Below are 14,016 nucleotides of genomic sequence, written 5' to 3'. Positions count from 1 at the left end.
TTGACTACTCCTTCCCGTATAACGATTTAAATCTTGTGATAAATCGAGAACGTTTCCCTTTTCGATTAGCTGGCATGTCCAAATCACCAGTTAGTGTATAAAAGCATTTATCTGCCTCATACGCCTTTTCACTGTCATATTCAATTTCTAATTCATAATCTGTGATCCCAAGATAGCTGCTTTGATCCAAGTCCACTTTTACGCCTGTCTCAATGTAAAAGGTTGTGCGTTCCGTTACTAATAACCCTAATAATTCTGGATGTTGAGTGAATGTAAAAGGCAGAGACGTTAATAGGTTCTTTAAATCTAACTTTTGAGGTAAATCATCAACAGGAAATGAAGTTTCTTCTCTTATTCTTTTATATCCAGACGTTTGACTGGGACTTTTTATCTCAAGTGTTAGTTTATCGCCGATTTGACGGATACGTATCGTATAGCCAAATCGCTTAAATAAAAAATCTGGGGTGTCGTAGTAGTAATTGAAGTTAAGTATATGAGTAGGTTGATGATTTCGACTTAACATGTCGTGTATGTGTTGAAAATCTATCCGTGACAGCAAATATTTATACTCCTGCTCAACCATGATTCACCTCCAAAAAGACTTAAACCACAATGTCAGATTGTTCAAGAAGCTGTTGAAGTAAGGCCGTTCCTTTCTCTAAAGAAGTAAATGCCTGCTTTAATGAATAACAAGGGATCTTTTTCGCAAGTGTGTCAAGAAATGGTTCTAACTCTTGAGCTGTCGGCAATGTGAAATAAGGTAGTAAGAACTCGTTATGTCTTCCAGGATTGATGACCGCATGCTGCTTCAGGCGCTCAGCTGCCTCTTGTGGAGTGATTTTAGAAAGCGCTGCACCAGTTTGTCCGTGAGGTAAAAATTCAGGAAACACGATCACATCGATTTTCCCCTTTGTTTTCACTTCACGTGCAAACCATTTTTCTAATTCCTCTGGATATACAAAATGATATTTCTTATCATCTTGATTAAATGGATGACTCGATGTTTGAAGCCTGTATTGAGTATCGAGCGCTTCGATTGCTTCAAATGAATCTTTCCGAATACTCATTGATCTCGGCCATCCAGTTCCTGTGTACTGATTGTCCTTGTATTCAATACCTATGTCATCGTTTGTTATATAACGGGCATCGGTTAAGGCTAACAAGGATAAAATTGTGGACGTTTTCCCCGCTCTAGACCCACCTATCAGTGCAACACCTTTATGATTCATCTCCATTATGCCGCCGTGCAAATAGATGAGTCCCTTTTGATAACACATAAGACGAAGCAGAACTCTTATTAGCCGTAATGCGTGTTGCGTCACCCACCGCACATCCTTTGGCTCGTCTATGACGATCACTTTTTTCTCTCCGTCATAAAGGTAGCGGCAGCGCGGTTCCATCTTGGTTTCGTAAAATACTTCATCAAGTGTCATTTCCTTTTGAATTTTTTGTGCGTATTCACCTGTTAAAATCGTCCAAATTCCTTCATGTGTCCCTGTTGTTTTGTTGCAATCAATATAGGGATGAACTTTACTTATGACTAGATTCTGTATTGATTCATCTGCGCCTAATACTACACGAACACCTTTTTTCTGATAGCTTACATATGACAATGAATGCAACCCCTTATCATAGATTTGTAAAAACAATTGCATTTTTTTCCTGAATCAACCAAAATGTAGAGTATATCGATCTCTTAGAAAGGAGCCACGACATGAATGAACAGACATTAACAGCAGTTGAAGAAAAGATTGTCGAGCTGGTGATGAATAAGTTGTCACTCACTGAGCAGCCAAGTCGAGATGATAGTTTAAAAGCTTTAGGATTAAATTCTGTACAAATCGTCTCTTTTGTTATTTCACTTGAGGATACCTTTCATGTTGCGTTTGAAGACGAAGAACTACACCCAGACCACTTCCGCACCTTAGATCGACTCTTTACTTTGGTTAAAAACAAACTAACTAAGACGCTGTAATGACTTGCGCCATAAATAAAGAGCGGTAATGCGAGGAGGCTTCCATCAGCTCCTCGTGGGTGCCGCAGCTTTGAACAACACCATCCTCCAGTACATAGATCATATCTGCATTTTGTATGGTCGATAACCTGTGCGCAATGACCAGCATGGTGTTTCCCCCTTGAGCATCGTCGATTCCTTTTTGCACCATCCTTTCTGTCTGCCGATCAAGTGCGGATGTCGCTTCATCTAATATCAGTAAATCAGCTTGTTTTAGAAGAGCTCTTGCGATAGCTAAACGCTGTCTTTGTCCACCTGATAGGGAAATCCCTCTCTCTCCAATCACTGTATCAAACCCTTTTTCAAGCCCTTTTATGAAGGAAAGAATTTGCGCAATCTCACAAACTTGTTCAAGTTGCTCATTAGTAATATCTGTTAATCCCATGATTAAGTTCATACGTATAGAATCCGGAAAAAAATAGGGCTCTTGGGGCACAACTGCTACTCGTTTTAAAAAGTGGGATGCCTCGATGTCTGTTAGATCGACTCCATTCACTAGAACCTTCCCACTATCTGGTCTATAGAGTCCTACAGCCAACTTTGAAATGGTCGATTTCCCGCTGCCGCTCGCACCAACAATGGCGACTTTCTTCCCCTTTGGAATATGAAGGTTCAGCCTGTCTAAAGCCCCCTTTGCTGTCTGTTCATAAGAGAAACAAACCTCTTCAAACAGTATATCTTCAACATCATCTATACGTTTTGTTCCTTTTGATTCACTTTCCACATGCAACACTTCTCTGATTCGATGAATCGATGCACGCTGGTGAAAAAATTCAAAAACATACTGAAATAATTCCTGATAACTCTTCATTAATTGAGATGCATATTGATAAATGACGACAAATAAACCGATTGACATTTTTCCTGCTGCTACTTGATACGTTCCAAACAAAAGCACAGACAATATGCCTAACCATTTCAATGGTTCTGTCAAAAAAAGAAGCTTATTTTGAAACTTACCTTCTTTCATCACGCTATCCATCATTTTGTTGAATAGCTTTTCATACAAACTGATCTCCCATTTGCGCCGGTCAAATGCCACAATCTCTCTTGTAGAAGAAATACCTTCTTCAACATGCACAAATAAATCTGACTTTCTCTCCTGCACATCTTTTGCTATGATTGTTGCCTTTTTCGCCATTGTTTTACCAACAATGAAATAACAAGTGCTTGCAAAAAGAAGCAGGAAAAATAATATAGGACTCACAGATAGTAAAATGAGTGATAAAACAACAGCCATGAAAATGGTTTGGACGATTTTCGGTATATGTAAAGCAGCAGTGACAGCGACTGTCTTTACATCTTGATTGAGCTTGTGTAAATAAAAACTAACAGGATGTTTTTTATAGCTTCTCATCGATACTTGCTGAAGCTGATCCATCATCTTTTTTTGCAATGAATGGTGAATAGAAAGGTAGTTTTTATGCATTACATATGGGCTGACAACAAACATCACAACATATACGAAGAAGACAATGGCAAACAGCATTAAGATATGACGGAATTGTTCACCGCCATTACTCAAAAGAACATCGTCAATCAGCCACTTTTGGAGCCCAATCATTGCTAAATTCGCTGCAGCCTCTATCAAAACAAATAAAAGGGCGAGGAAGAGCATCCATTTTTGTCTTGCGATCAAAAGAAACAGCCAGTTTTTTTTCATGTTACACCTGCCTCCTTTTCTGATCGGTCAGACGCTAATTGGTAAAAATGACCCTTTTTCCTCATCAATTCGTTAAAATGTCCGGCCTCTAATATACAACCATCTTTTATGAAGATAATTCTGTCAAAATGTCTCACTGTTGATAGCCGATGAGCAATTGCAATGACAGTGGACTCTTTGAATGTTTGATGCAATGCCTGCTGAACTTTTTGCTCGCTGACACTGTCAAGAGATGCTGTTGCTTCGTCGAGCAAGACAATGCTTGGATTCTTAGCAAATAGTCTAGCAATAGCTATCTTTTGTTTTTGACCGCCAGAAAGTTTTAATCCCCTTTCCCCAAGTATGGTGTCATATCCATGTTCTAGTTCTCTTATAAATGAATCGCAATCAGCTTTTTTAGCAGCTTCAACGAGTTGTTGATCTGTAAGACTCGTATCTCCAAAGCGAATATTGTCTTTTACACTCATATTGAATAAAAATGTTTCTTGAAAGACAAACCCCATCGCAGCTCTTATTTGACTAGTTGGTAAACGGCGCAAATCAATTCCATCAATTGTAATGACCCCAGATGCAGGGTCATAAAAGCGACCAATTAGTTTGAGAAATGAAGTTTTCCCTCCCCCGCTCGTACCGACAAGCGCCACTTTTTCACCACGTCGAATATGTAGATTCATCCCTTTTAATAAAGGCGGATGATTTGGATAGTGAAAATCGATGTCATGAAACACGATATCGCCTTTCACCTGTTCAAGCAGAATCGGCTGCTGAGGTTCTCTAATATCAGGTGTTTTTTTCATAAAATGATATAACGGTTCAATTTGAAAGGTTAAGATTCGTTGTTCTGTTAAAAGTGTGACAATGGAAGTGAGCATATGCATTGCAGAAAAATAATATAGTATATATGCCACAAAACCGCCTGTTGTCAGCTGGCCATTTTTCACAAGGTAGATACCGACACCAAAAGTAGCAAGAGCGCCAATATAATATGTGAGACGGCGGTTGCTTCCTCGTAAATAGGCGAAAAAAACATTTTTTTCATGATCTTGTCTTACCTGTTCATGAAGTTTTTGAATCCGCTTCATATCCCAATTCATATAGCCTAATATTCTAAGCTCTTCCATCGAAGCAAGACTTTCGTATAATTTTGTTTGCAGCGTGCGAAAACCTTCAGCACTTTGTCTGCCATAGACGGTTGCCTTTTTTTCAAGCCATGGTCCAAAGATATAGTAGAGAATAAAACTTGGAATGATGATAAGTGTGAGTAAGATAGAAATTTGTATCATAAAGTAGAGTGAGATGGCGATAAATAATGTTTGATTGATAAATTGTGGGAAGTATCGTCTGTAAATTTCTTGTACAGCTCGTGTTTGTGTGTTCACAAAGGAGAGTGTTTCACTAACAGAATGTTGTTCGTAGTATGAGAAACCGAGTTGACGGATTTGCTGGAAGGCAGCAAATTGTGAATCTCTTGAGGCTTGTTCAATTAATTTTCTTTGCCATAAATTACGTGCGGCTGTCAGTATAATACCAAAAGTAATCAGGCCTGTTAGCCCTAGCAATAATCCATTCATTTTTGAAAAGTCTCTTGATGGCAAAATTGTCTCAATAAAATATTGAATAAATTTCGGTATAATGAGTTCGCTCAAGGTAATGATGAAACCACTCATCATGACTAGTATAACTTTACCTTTATAAGGTTTTAAGAATGAAAGTGTCCATAAATAGACATGCCATAACTGCTTTGAATCCTTATCGATTTGTTTCAATCCATCACCAGCCTTTTGCTCTTTTTCAACAAAAAACGGAATTTTTTTACATGTTTTTTGATCCTTGTTTGGATTATATAAAATGTTTTTACTGATGACAATGTGTAATTTGTATCATTATAACAAAAAAGGCAGTGACTTCCACCACTGCCTAATTGTCCTATAATTCACTGTGATCTAGCGATATGGTGCATACCAATGTGGTTCCATTTGATAAAAATATTCATGATCTTTTAACACATTTTCTAGTCTTTCAATCATCTCATCCATTTGACCTGGGTCAAATTTAATGACCCACATAATCGATGAAAAGATACTCATTGCGACATAAACAGAATAAAGAAGCCAAAAATCATCTGGCACTTTGTCATCAAAATAGCCATTGATTTGACCAGCCGAAAAGGCCTGGCTTGTTTCTCTGCTGAAAAGGGCTACTTTATAAAAATCGTGAATGGGATCTCCCCAATCAAAATTGTTAAAATCGATGACACCTGCATATTTATTTTTCTTGATAATAATATTACCTAAATGAAAATCATCATGCTGAAATTGGTTAGGTCTGTTTTTGACAACATCTATATGCTCGGCAATAAATTGAGCAACTTTTTCATCCCCTTCTAGGGAAATACCACTTGCTCGGTAAGCCTCTAAATACCGATGATGTTTTTTGATCACACGATCTTCCCAAGGTTCGATATTTGATGGTGCCGGATATTTGTGCATGTTTCTTAAATCCCTTCCAGCACTTACCCCAATCGCATACTGCTTTTCTTCTGTTAATTGAGTTATGATTTCTTTTGCTTCTTGACCTTCTACAAACGATAAAATATAGTAAACTAGCTGCTTTTCTTCTAAGTAACCCATATTGACTGGGGCAGCACACTGAACCCCGAGATGTTTTAATTTAGCAAGCAACTCAAACTGAGTCTTTATTTTCTCATATTGGTCTTGCTCTGTGAATCGAAGGACGTATTTTTCACCTGATGACATTGTCACGATCCATTTATGATCCCGGGAATAACCTTTATCAATTTGGTCTATGGAGACCGCTTTTTTTAATAAGGGAATGTGCTGCGCAAGGTCTTTTTTATTCATCTATTGATCAATCCTTCCCAGTCTCTTTTCTTCTCACTCTACCAAATATTTCTTTTGAAGAAAATGATCAACAATTCCTATTTGTGTAGAAACTGCTTTACAATGTTTTTCCATTCTAATATAGTTAATTTATGTAAATGATAGAAAATTTGTAAAAAGGAGCGTTGCAGATGAATGAAACGACGGATATCCTTTCACTATCAAGTCAAGTTAAAGATTTGGTCCTGCGTTCTTTGGACAATGAAAGCAAGATTTCTATTGGTACAGACGAAGAGTTAACGAATCACGGTCTCGATTCGATCAAAGCAGTTTCTCTCATTTTGGAACTAGAAGAGGTTTTTGATATTCAATTTGCAGATGAAGAATTATTGACAGATAATTTTTCGACAATCAATAAAATTGTCCAGCAGCTTCAAAACAAATTAGCTAATTAATCTTTACAATTTTGGACATAAAGAACGGCATCTCTTCAAAAGACATGCCGTTTTTCGTTTATACAGAAGGAACATCACCTGTCGGACTAATAAGCGAGAGCGCATAATCTTCTGTAAAGATTCGTTTAGATAGGTTATTCACGCCGTCTAATGTGACGTGATTGATTTCATCAATAATTTCATCGAGCGTACGATGTTTGCCAAGAAGCAATTCATTTTTACCATTTCGGCTCATCTTGCTGTTTGTGCTTTCAAGACTGAGCATGAGGTTGCCTTTCATTTGCTCCTTAGAATTTTCAAGTTCTTTCTGCGTGATTCCCTCACGTTTTAAGACGTCTAATGTTTGTAAAATGGTTTCAGAGAGCAGGTTTAATTGTTTCGCTCCAGTCCCGCCGTAGATCGTCAGCATGCCGTTATCTGCAAATGAACTGTGATAGCTGAATACGGAATAAGCAAGCCCTTTGTCTTCTCTTACATCTTGGAACAAACGGCTGCTCATGCTTCCGCCAAGAACATTATTTAAGACGATTAAGTCATAGATGCCTTTATCTCCAGCAGGAAGACCATTAAAGCCCATGCATAGATGTGCCTGTTCAGTTTCCTTTTTGCGAGTGAGCTTATCATAATGAAATTGCGGAGCTTCTACAGGCTGCTTTTTCCCTTTCCCTTCATAAGAGCCGAACAATTTTTCAACCTCGCGAATGAAGGTGTCATCTACATTCCCTGCAACTGAGATAACGACGCGATCCGGCGTGTAGAATTCATCCATATATGCTCTAAGGGAATCACCATTAAAGGTAGAGAGTGTTTCCTCTGTTCCTAAAATCGGGTACCCTAATGAATGCTCACCGTAAATGGCTTTGCCTAACAAATCATGAACGATATCATCAGGTGTATCCTCATACATTTTAATTTCTTCATAAACAACATTTTTTTCTTTTTTCAGCTCATTTTCATCAAAAGCGGAATGAAAGAACATGTCGCTTAATACATCGAGGGCGTAACCAGCATGTGAATCAAGCACCTTTGCATAGTAACAAGTGTATTCTTTTGACGTAAAGGCATTCACTTGACCACCAATGCGGTCAAAAGATTCTGCGATATCACGTGCAGATCTCGTCTTTGTTCCTTTAAAGAACATATGCTCTAAAAAGTGTGAGATCCCGTTAATTTCTGGTGTCTCATGTCTAGAACCTGTTCCAATCCAGACGCCAATTGCGACAGATCTCACAGTGGGATTGTTTTCAAGTACAATTCTTACTCCGTTTTGGCATGTATACGTTTTGACCAAGTTTTGCTCCTCCTATTCAACAAACAGATCGCATCACGGATGTCTTTTTTCACTTAGGAGGTCAGAAACCGTTCCTAATTCATATCCTCTTTCCTTGATTTGAGTGATAAGTGCGTCAAGACTTTTCGCCGTTGCATCTGTTGGATGCATTAATATCATCGCCCCATTGTGAATTTTCCCAAGAACCCGTTTTTGTAAAATGTCTGGTGACGGTTTTTGCCAGTCAATGGTGTCTACCGTCCACATGATGGTTTCCATTCCTTCTTTTGCGGCAAGCTTCACTGTTTCTTCTTTAAAGCTACCGCTTGGAGGGGCAAACCACTTCGGTTTTTTTCCAAGGGATTCTTCAATTTGACGATTTGTTTTGGTAATCTGCTCTAATGCTCGTTCTCTTGTCAGTGTGCGCATATCCGGGTGATTGTATGAATGATTTCCAATTTCATGACCATCTGCCACGATTTTTTTGGCAAGGTTTGTGCTCTTTTTCACCCATTTGCCTTCTAAGAAAAAGGTCGCCTTCACCTGATGCTTTTCTAGCGTATTCAACATCTTTGTCAAATGCTCGTCACCCCAAGCCACATTGATGAGGAATGCATTCATTTTTTTATCTGGATGCCCCTTATAAATGGGCTCAGCACCAAGTTCCTGTAAATGAATAGATGGTTTTGTTTCATTGAAAACAAGCAGCTTTTCATCGAATGTCCCAAGCTTCTTCATTTTTTCATAAGAAGCATCGATATCAACAGTCTGTCCATTTAAACCAGGCATCTTTTTCCACACTTTATCAATCTTAGCATTTTGCGCCTTTACTTCATAGTCAGAAGACTTCGATTCAATCTCTTGATACAAAATATCTTTCGAAACAGATGCAACCTCAGCATGCTCTTTCATTGATTCAATATATGTGACAGCAGCCGGCTGCTTCATCGTTTGATATGACATGAGCAGTAAAAATACAAACACAATGATTGGTACCGTTTTTTTCAATGGTTGTCCCTCCCCTTTACCACAAATTATGATGGGGAGAAACAAGCTAGAACTATTGTTACCCTTAAGAAAAGAAAGAAGCCTGGCACGAATACCTGGCTTCTAACACATTTTATTTGTTCTCACTTAAGACTGCTCTTCTTCTTTTTCCTTTTCTTCACGTAAAACAGCTTTGCGAGAAAGGTTCACTCGGCCTTGTTTATCGATTTCAGTGACTTTGACGAGTAATTCGTCGCCAATCTTCACGACATCTTCTACTTTGCCAACACGCTCAAGCGCAAGCTCAGAAATATGAACAAGTCCATCTTTTCCGCTGAAGATTTCAAGGAAAGCACCGAATTTTTCAATGCGTTTTACTTTACCTAAGTAAAGCTGACCTACTTCAACTTCTCTGACAAGATCTTCAATGATTTTCTTCGCTTTTTGGTTCATGTCTTCTTCTGTAGAAGAAATAAAGATTGTACCGTCTTGTTCGATATCAATTTTCACACCGGTATCTTCAATGATTTTATTGATTTGTTTACCGCTCGGTCCAATGACATCGCGAATTTTATCAGGATTGATATTCATCGTTAGGATTTTTGGTGCATAACGTGACAATTCTCCTCTAGAAGCTGGAATCGTTGACAGCATGCTATCTAAAATTTCCATTCTTCCTTTTTTCGCTTGTTGAAGAGCTTCTTCTAAGATGTCCTTTGATAGACCATCGATTTTAATGTCCATTTGAAGCGCTGTTACACCTTTTGATGTACCTGCTACTTTAAAGTCCATATCTCCAAGTGCATCTTCCATTCCTTGAATGTCTGTCAGCACCGTGTAGTAATCACCAGATTTAACAAGTCCCATGGCAATCCCAGCAACTGGGGCTTTAATTGGAACACCTGCATCCATCATTGCAAGTGTGCTTGCGCAAATACTTGCTTGTGATGTAGATCCGTTTGATTCTAATACCTCTGAAACAAGACGTACCGTATAAGGGAAATCTTTTTCGGATGGGATCACTGGTTCTAATGCACGTTCACCTAGTGCACCATGTCCGATCTCACGGCGACCTGGGCCGCGCATTGGGCCTGTCTCACCAACACTGAATTGCGGGAAGTTGTAATGGTGCATGAAGCGTTTAGATTCTTCAACACCTAGACCATCAAGAATCTGTACATCGCCAAGTGCACCTAATGTACAAATGCTGAGCGCCTGTGTTTGCCCTCTCGTAAATAATCCTGAACCGTGCGTTCTTGGCAGAAGTCCTACTTCTGAAGAAAGTGGCCGGATTTGATCTACACCGCGTCCATCTGGACGTACTTTCTCTTCAGTGATCAGGCGGCGAACTTCGTTTTTGACAAGCTTATTTAGTACATCCTTCGCTTGTTTGACCGTCGCTTCGCCACGCTCTTCTTCTTCAAATTTTTCAACAACAGCTTTTTTCACAGCACTGATCGCATCTTCACGAGCATGCTTCTCATGTACTTGAATCGCTTTCAGCAGATCAGCTTCAGCAAGTTCTTTTACTTCTTCTGCTAACGTTTGATCCACTTCATATAAAGGAATATCGATTTTTTCTTTACCGACTGCCTTGACAATTTCTTCTTGGAATTCGATTAAGCGTTTGATCTCTTGATGACCGTACATGATGGCTTCAAGCATCGTTTCTTCTGGCACTTCATCTGCACCAGCCTCTACCATGTTGATCGCATCTTTTGTTCCAGCCACAACAAGGTTGATGTCGCTTTGTTCAAGCTGATCAACATTTGGGTTGATGATCAGTTTGCCATCAACTCGTCCTACTGTAACGCCAGCGATTGGTCCCTCAAATGGAATGTCAGACACACATAATGCTAAAGATGAGCCAAACATTGCAGCCATTTCAGATGAACAATTTTGATCCACACTCATGACAATACTAATGACCTGTACTTCGTTTCTAAATCCATCTGCAAATAATGGACGAATTGGTCTGTCAATTAAGCGGCTCGCAAGGATTGCCTTTTCACTTGGGCGTCCTTCTCTTTTAATGAAGCCACCAGGAATTTTACCTACTGCATATAATCTTTCTTCGTAGTTCACAGTGAGCGGGAAAAAATCAAGCGGTTTAGGTTCTTTAGAAGCGGTTGCTGAGCTAAGCACAGCCGTATCCCCGTAGCGTACGAGGACCGCTCCGTTTGCTTGCTTTGCAAGCTGGCCAGTTTCAACTGTCAGTTGACGTCCAGCCCAGTCTATGGTGAAGACATGTTTCTCTTGTCCCATTCTGAGAAAAACTCCTCTCTTGTCGTAAAGTTTTAGGTTATTTCTTATTATGAACAAAATGATTTTCACATATCAATGTAAAAGCTGTATGTAGAAGGGTTTTGCCATTCTTTCAACATTTTAACCATAAAATATTAGTGATTATACGATAAAAAAGCGGGAATCCTCCCGCTTTTTACGATTATCGACGTAAGCCTAGTTTGTTAATTAACTCACGGTAACGAGTTACGTCTTTATTACGTAGATACGTAAGAAGATTACGACGTCTACCGACCATTTTCAAAAGACCGCGACGTGAGTGGTGATCTTTCTTATGAGTACGTAAATGCTCGTTTAAGTTGTTAATTGATTCTGTTAGGACAGCGATCTGAACTTCTGGAGATCCAGTATCAGATTCGTGTGTTTTGAACTCATTAATTAATTGAGTTTTACGCTCTTGAGTAATAGCCATCCTGTTTCACCTCCAAATCATGTTAGCCCCATCTACCTCGCAACCGTCGGTGAAGTCGGCCTGCCAAGTAAGTGGTTTTAAAGCTACAGGAATTATCATACTAAAAATATGCTGAATTTGCAAATGGTAGAGCCGTTTTTCTATGATTTTTTTGTTTGGTTGAGCTGATCTTGAAAAAACTGAATCGCTTCTTCTTTATCTAGACTAATTTGAGCCGTTAATTCCTGGATTCCGTTAAATTTTTGTTCACTGCGGATACGCTTGTACCATTGTAATTTAATCGGTTCACCATAAATTTCTTCGTTAAAATCAAAGAGATTCACTTCAATGGCAGGCTGATCCGGACGCTTTTCATAGAATGTTGGTTTGTATCCAACGTTACAAACGCCATCATACACTTTGCCTTTCACTTCTGCTCTCACTGCATATACGCCGGTTGGAGGAATAATGTATTCAGCAGATAAACCGACATTGGCTGTTGGAAAGCCGATCGTTCGTCCGCGTTTGTCTCCATGGATGACAATGCCGCGCAGCTGATAAGGTTTTCCTAAAAGCTCACTCACATACTCAACGTCCCCATTTTTTAATGCGGAGCGTATGAGGGTAGAGCTGACTTTCCGGTCTTGATTGGACAGCTTAGGCACGATGGTTGCCGATATACGCCCTTTCCCGTATTCATCGAACGTTTCCATTGTGCCTGCACCAAACCGGCCAAACGTAAAATCAAAACCAGCTACTGCATGCTTCACATTCAGTTCGTCCAAATATTGATCTACAAACTCCTGAGGGGACAGCGCTGCAAAGCTTTCGCTGAATTGCACAATGTATAAATAGTCAGCGCCTAGCTTTTCAATGAAATCAATTTTATCCTCAAGCGGAGTAATTAAGTCTTTTGGTTCACGAGCTTTTTGTAGAACATGTGATGGATGCGGATGAAAGGTCATGACAGCTAAGGCCAATCCTGCTTTTTCCGCAATGCTTTTCGCTGCGTCAATCACCTTCTGATGTCCGAGGTGAACACCGTCAAAATACCCTAAAGCCATCACAGACGGGGCTTGATCCTTTTGATTCAATGTATGTGGGTGTGAAATATGTATAGTCTTCACGAGATGGTCACCTTTTCTTTAAGATTGCTTGTCCTGAGATAAGATCTTCGCCGGCTTCATCAGGTTCTGTTTGGTCGGATGCTTCATATAAATCGCCATACAATGACCTGAAGGAGCAAAAACAGCGACACGATCCTCCTCTGCAAAATGAGCGAATTCATCAGGCATTGGCAGGACTGCACCGTTTTCCACTTTACTTGCTAATGTATCATTTATCTCCCATTTCGGCAAATGATTGAGCGCGCGCTCGATCGGTACAAGGTGCTCACCTATCGTTCCTTCCTCACTCATATCACGAAGCTCATCAAGGGTAATACATTCATCTAGTGTAAAGTCGCCTGACCCTGTGCGAATGAGGTGTGACATATGAGCCGGATACCCTAGTTTTTTTCCGATATCAACCGCTAAGGTTCTGACATACGTACCTTTTGAGCACAGAACAGTGAATCTGAATGACACGTTTCCATCTTCAAATGTGACAGGTGTAGTCCGCTCGATGCGATGGATGGTAATTTCACGGCTTGGCCGCTCGATTTCAATTCCTTCTCTCGCATATTCATAGAGCTTTTTCCCGCCAATTTTCACAGCAGAAAACATTGGAGGAACTTGTTCAATGGTTCCTTCAAACTGTTTCAGCGCAGCATCAATTTCTTCTTCTGAAATCGGCTTTTGTACCTTTTTTTCTTCAACCACTTCACCTGTTTGATCTTCTGTCGTCGTCGAAAAGCCAATCGTGATTTCTGCATCATACGTTTTCGATTTATCTGTTAGGTACTCAACGATTTTCGTCGCTCTTCCAATACAAATGGGCAGAACACCTGATACTTCTGGGTCGAGAGTTCCTGTATGTCCGACTTTTTTTGTGTGCAATATCTTTCTCACTTTGAACACACAGTCGTGAGAGGTCATTCCTCTTTCTTTATGTAATAAAAGAACACCATTTATCATCTGCGTTCTCTCCTTTC

Annotated in this window: 13 protein-coding genes; 2 read left to right on the top strand and 11 right to left on the bottom strand. The window is 39.7% G+C overall.

Annotation, left to right across the window (positions count from 1 at the left end; all coding sequences use genetic code 11):
* Positions 1–4: 4 nt before the first annotated feature.
* Both NPA43_RS08030 and NPA43_RS08025 read right to left on the bottom strand, forming a co-directional pair.
* Entirely contained in the window at positions 5–583 is a 579-nt protein-coding gene (locus tag NPA43_RS08030) for a CYTH domain-containing protein (protein WP_256499571.1), read from the bottom strand.
* Between the two features lie 19 nt (positions 584–602).
* Positions 603–1,613, bottom strand: a complete 1,011-nt coding sequence (locus NPA43_RS08025) for a hypothetical protein (protein WP_256499570.1) — start codon at positions 1,611–1,613, stop codon at positions 603–605.
* A 101-nt stretch (positions 1,614–1,714) separates the two neighbouring features.
* Here NPA43_RS08025 and NPA43_RS08020 point away from each other — a divergent pair, with 101 nt between their 5' ends.
* The gene (locus tag NPA43_RS08020; RefSeq protein ID WP_099725822.1) at positions 1,715–1,975 is read left to right on the top strand and encodes an acyl carrier protein; all 261 of its coding nucleotides are present in this window, start codon (positions 1,715–1,717) and stop codon (positions 1,973–1,975) included.
* On the opposite strand, the gene NPA43_RS08015 is transcribed toward NPA43_RS08020, so the two are convergent.
* From NPA43_RS08015 to NPA43_RS08005, 3 genes are all read right to left on the bottom strand, one after another.
* The gene (locus NPA43_RS08015; protein WP_256499569.1) at positions 1,962–3,677 is read right to left on the bottom strand and encodes an ABC transporter ATP-binding protein; all 1,716 of its coding nucleotides are present in this window, start codon (positions 3,675–3,677) and stop codon (positions 1,962–1,964) included. The two genes, NPA43_RS08020 and NPA43_RS08015, sit on opposite strands and share 14 nt — an antisense overlap.
* On the bottom strand, positions 3,674–5,443 hold the full coding sequence (locus NPA43_RS08010) for an ABC transporter ATP-binding protein (protein ID WP_142353652.1): 1,770 nt from the start codon (positions 5,441–5,443) through the stop codon (positions 3,674–3,676). Before NPA43_RS08010 ends, NPA43_RS08015 begins: the two co-directional genes overlap by 4 nt.
* A 177-nt stretch (positions 5,444–5,620) precedes the next feature.
* Positions 5,621–6,538, bottom strand: a complete 918-nt coding sequence (locus NPA43_RS08005) for an aminoglycoside phosphotransferase family protein (protein ID WP_256499568.1) — start codon at positions 6,536–6,538, stop codon at positions 5,621–5,623.
* Positions 6,539–6,708: 170 nt separating this feature from the next.
* Here NPA43_RS08005 and NPA43_RS08000 point away from each other — a divergent pair, with 170 nt between their 5' ends.
* Positions 6,709–6,972: an acyl carrier protein gene (locus NPA43_RS08000; protein ID WP_256499567.1), complete on the top strand. Its 264-nt coding sequence runs from the start codon at positions 6,709–6,711 to the stop codon at positions 6,970–6,972.
* Positions 6,973–7,030: 58 nt separating this feature from the next.
* Here NPA43_RS08000 and NPA43_RS07995 read toward each other — a convergent pair whose 3' ends face one another.
* The 6 genes from NPA43_RS07995 to truB all read right to left on the bottom strand — a co-directional run bounded on the left by NPA43_RS07995 (position 7,031) and on the right by truB (position 13,999).
* Positions 7,031–8,263, bottom strand: a complete 1,233-nt coding sequence (locus NPA43_RS07995; RefSeq protein ID WP_099725827.1) for a M16 family metallopeptidase — start codon at positions 8,261–8,263, stop codon at positions 7,031–7,033.
* A gap of 33 nt (positions 8,264–8,296) precedes the next feature.
* Entirely contained in the window at positions 8,297–9,205 is a 909-nt protein-coding gene (locus NPA43_RS07990) for a polysaccharide deacetylase family protein (protein WP_256499666.1), read from the bottom strand.
* Between the two features lie 171 nt (positions 9,206–9,376).
* Positions 9,377–11,494: a polyribonucleotide nucleotidyltransferase gene (pnp, locus tag NPA43_RS07985; RefSeq protein ID WP_099725829.1), complete on the bottom strand. Its 2,118-nt coding sequence runs from the start codon at positions 11,492–11,494 to the stop codon at positions 9,377–9,379.
* Positions 11,495–11,675: 181 nt separating this feature from the next.
* Complete coding sequence (gene rpsO / locus NPA43_RS07980; RefSeq protein ID WP_008354438.1) at positions 11,676–11,945, bottom strand: 30S ribosomal protein S15; 270 nt, start codon at positions 11,943–11,945, stop codon at positions 11,676–11,678.
* A 140-nt stretch (positions 11,946–12,085) separates the two neighbouring features.
* Positions 12,086–13,051 carry a bifunctional riboflavin kinase/FAD synthetase gene (ribF, locus tag NPA43_RS07975; protein WP_099725830.1) on the bottom strand — a complete coding sequence of 322 codons (966 nt, stop codon included), beginning with the start codon at positions 13,049–13,051 and terminating at the stop codon, positions 12,086–12,088.
* A gap of 18 nt (positions 13,052–13,069) precedes the next feature.
* On the bottom strand, positions 13,070–13,999 hold the full coding sequence (gene truB, locus NPA43_RS07970) for a tRNA pseudouridine(55) synthase TruB (RefSeq protein ID WP_099725831.1): 930 nt from the start codon (positions 13,997–13,999) through the stop codon (positions 13,070–13,072).
* Positions 14,000–14,016: the final 17 nt, after the last annotated feature.

The organism is Bacillus pumilus, assembly GCF_024498355.1.
GTDB lineage: Bacteria > Bacillota > Bacilli > Bacillales > Bacillaceae > Bacillus > Bacillus pumilus_P.
The sequence above is the reverse complement of the archived record's forward strand: the minus strand, read 5'-3'. Positions and strand labels throughout refer to the sequence as shown.

What these genes read in the sequence shown, in the direction of transcription:
- NPA43_RS08030 (WP_256499571.1), bottom strand. Translation starts at nt 583, where the DNA reads ATGGTTGAGCAGGAGTATAAATATTTGCTGTCACGGATAGATTTTCAA.
- NPA43_RS08020 (WP_099725822.1), top strand. Translation starts at nt 1,715, where the DNA reads ATGAATGAACAGACATTAACAGCAGTTGAAGAAAAGATTGTCGAGCTG.
- NPA43_RS08015 (WP_256499569.1), bottom strand. Translation starts at nt 3,677, where the DNA reads ATGAAAAAAAACTGGCTGTTTCTTTTGATCGCAAGACAAAAATGGATG.
- NPA43_RS08005 (WP_256499568.1), bottom strand. Translation starts at nt 6,538, where the DNA reads ATGAATAAAAAAGACCTTGCGCAGCACATTCCCTTATTAAAAAAAGCG.
- NPA43_RS08000 (WP_256499567.1), top strand. Translation starts at nt 6,709, where the DNA reads ATGAATGAAACGACGGATATCCTTTCACTATCAAGTCAAGTTAAAGAT.
- NPA43_RS07990 (WP_256499666.1), bottom strand. Translation starts at nt 9,205, where the DNA reads ATGTCATATCAAACGATGAAGCAGCCGGCTGCTGTCACATATATTGAA.
- pnp (WP_099725829.1), bottom strand. Translation starts at nt 11,494, where the DNA reads ATGGGACAAGAGAAACATGTCTTCACCATAGACTGGGCTGGACGTCAA.
- rpsO (WP_008354438.1), bottom strand. Translation starts at nt 11,945, where the DNA reads ATGGCTATTACTCAAGAGCGTAAAACTCAATTAATTAATGAGTTCAAA.
- truB (WP_099725831.1), bottom strand. Translation starts at nt 13,999, where the DNA reads ATGATAAATGGTGTTCTTTTATTACATAAAGAAAGAGGAATGACCTCT.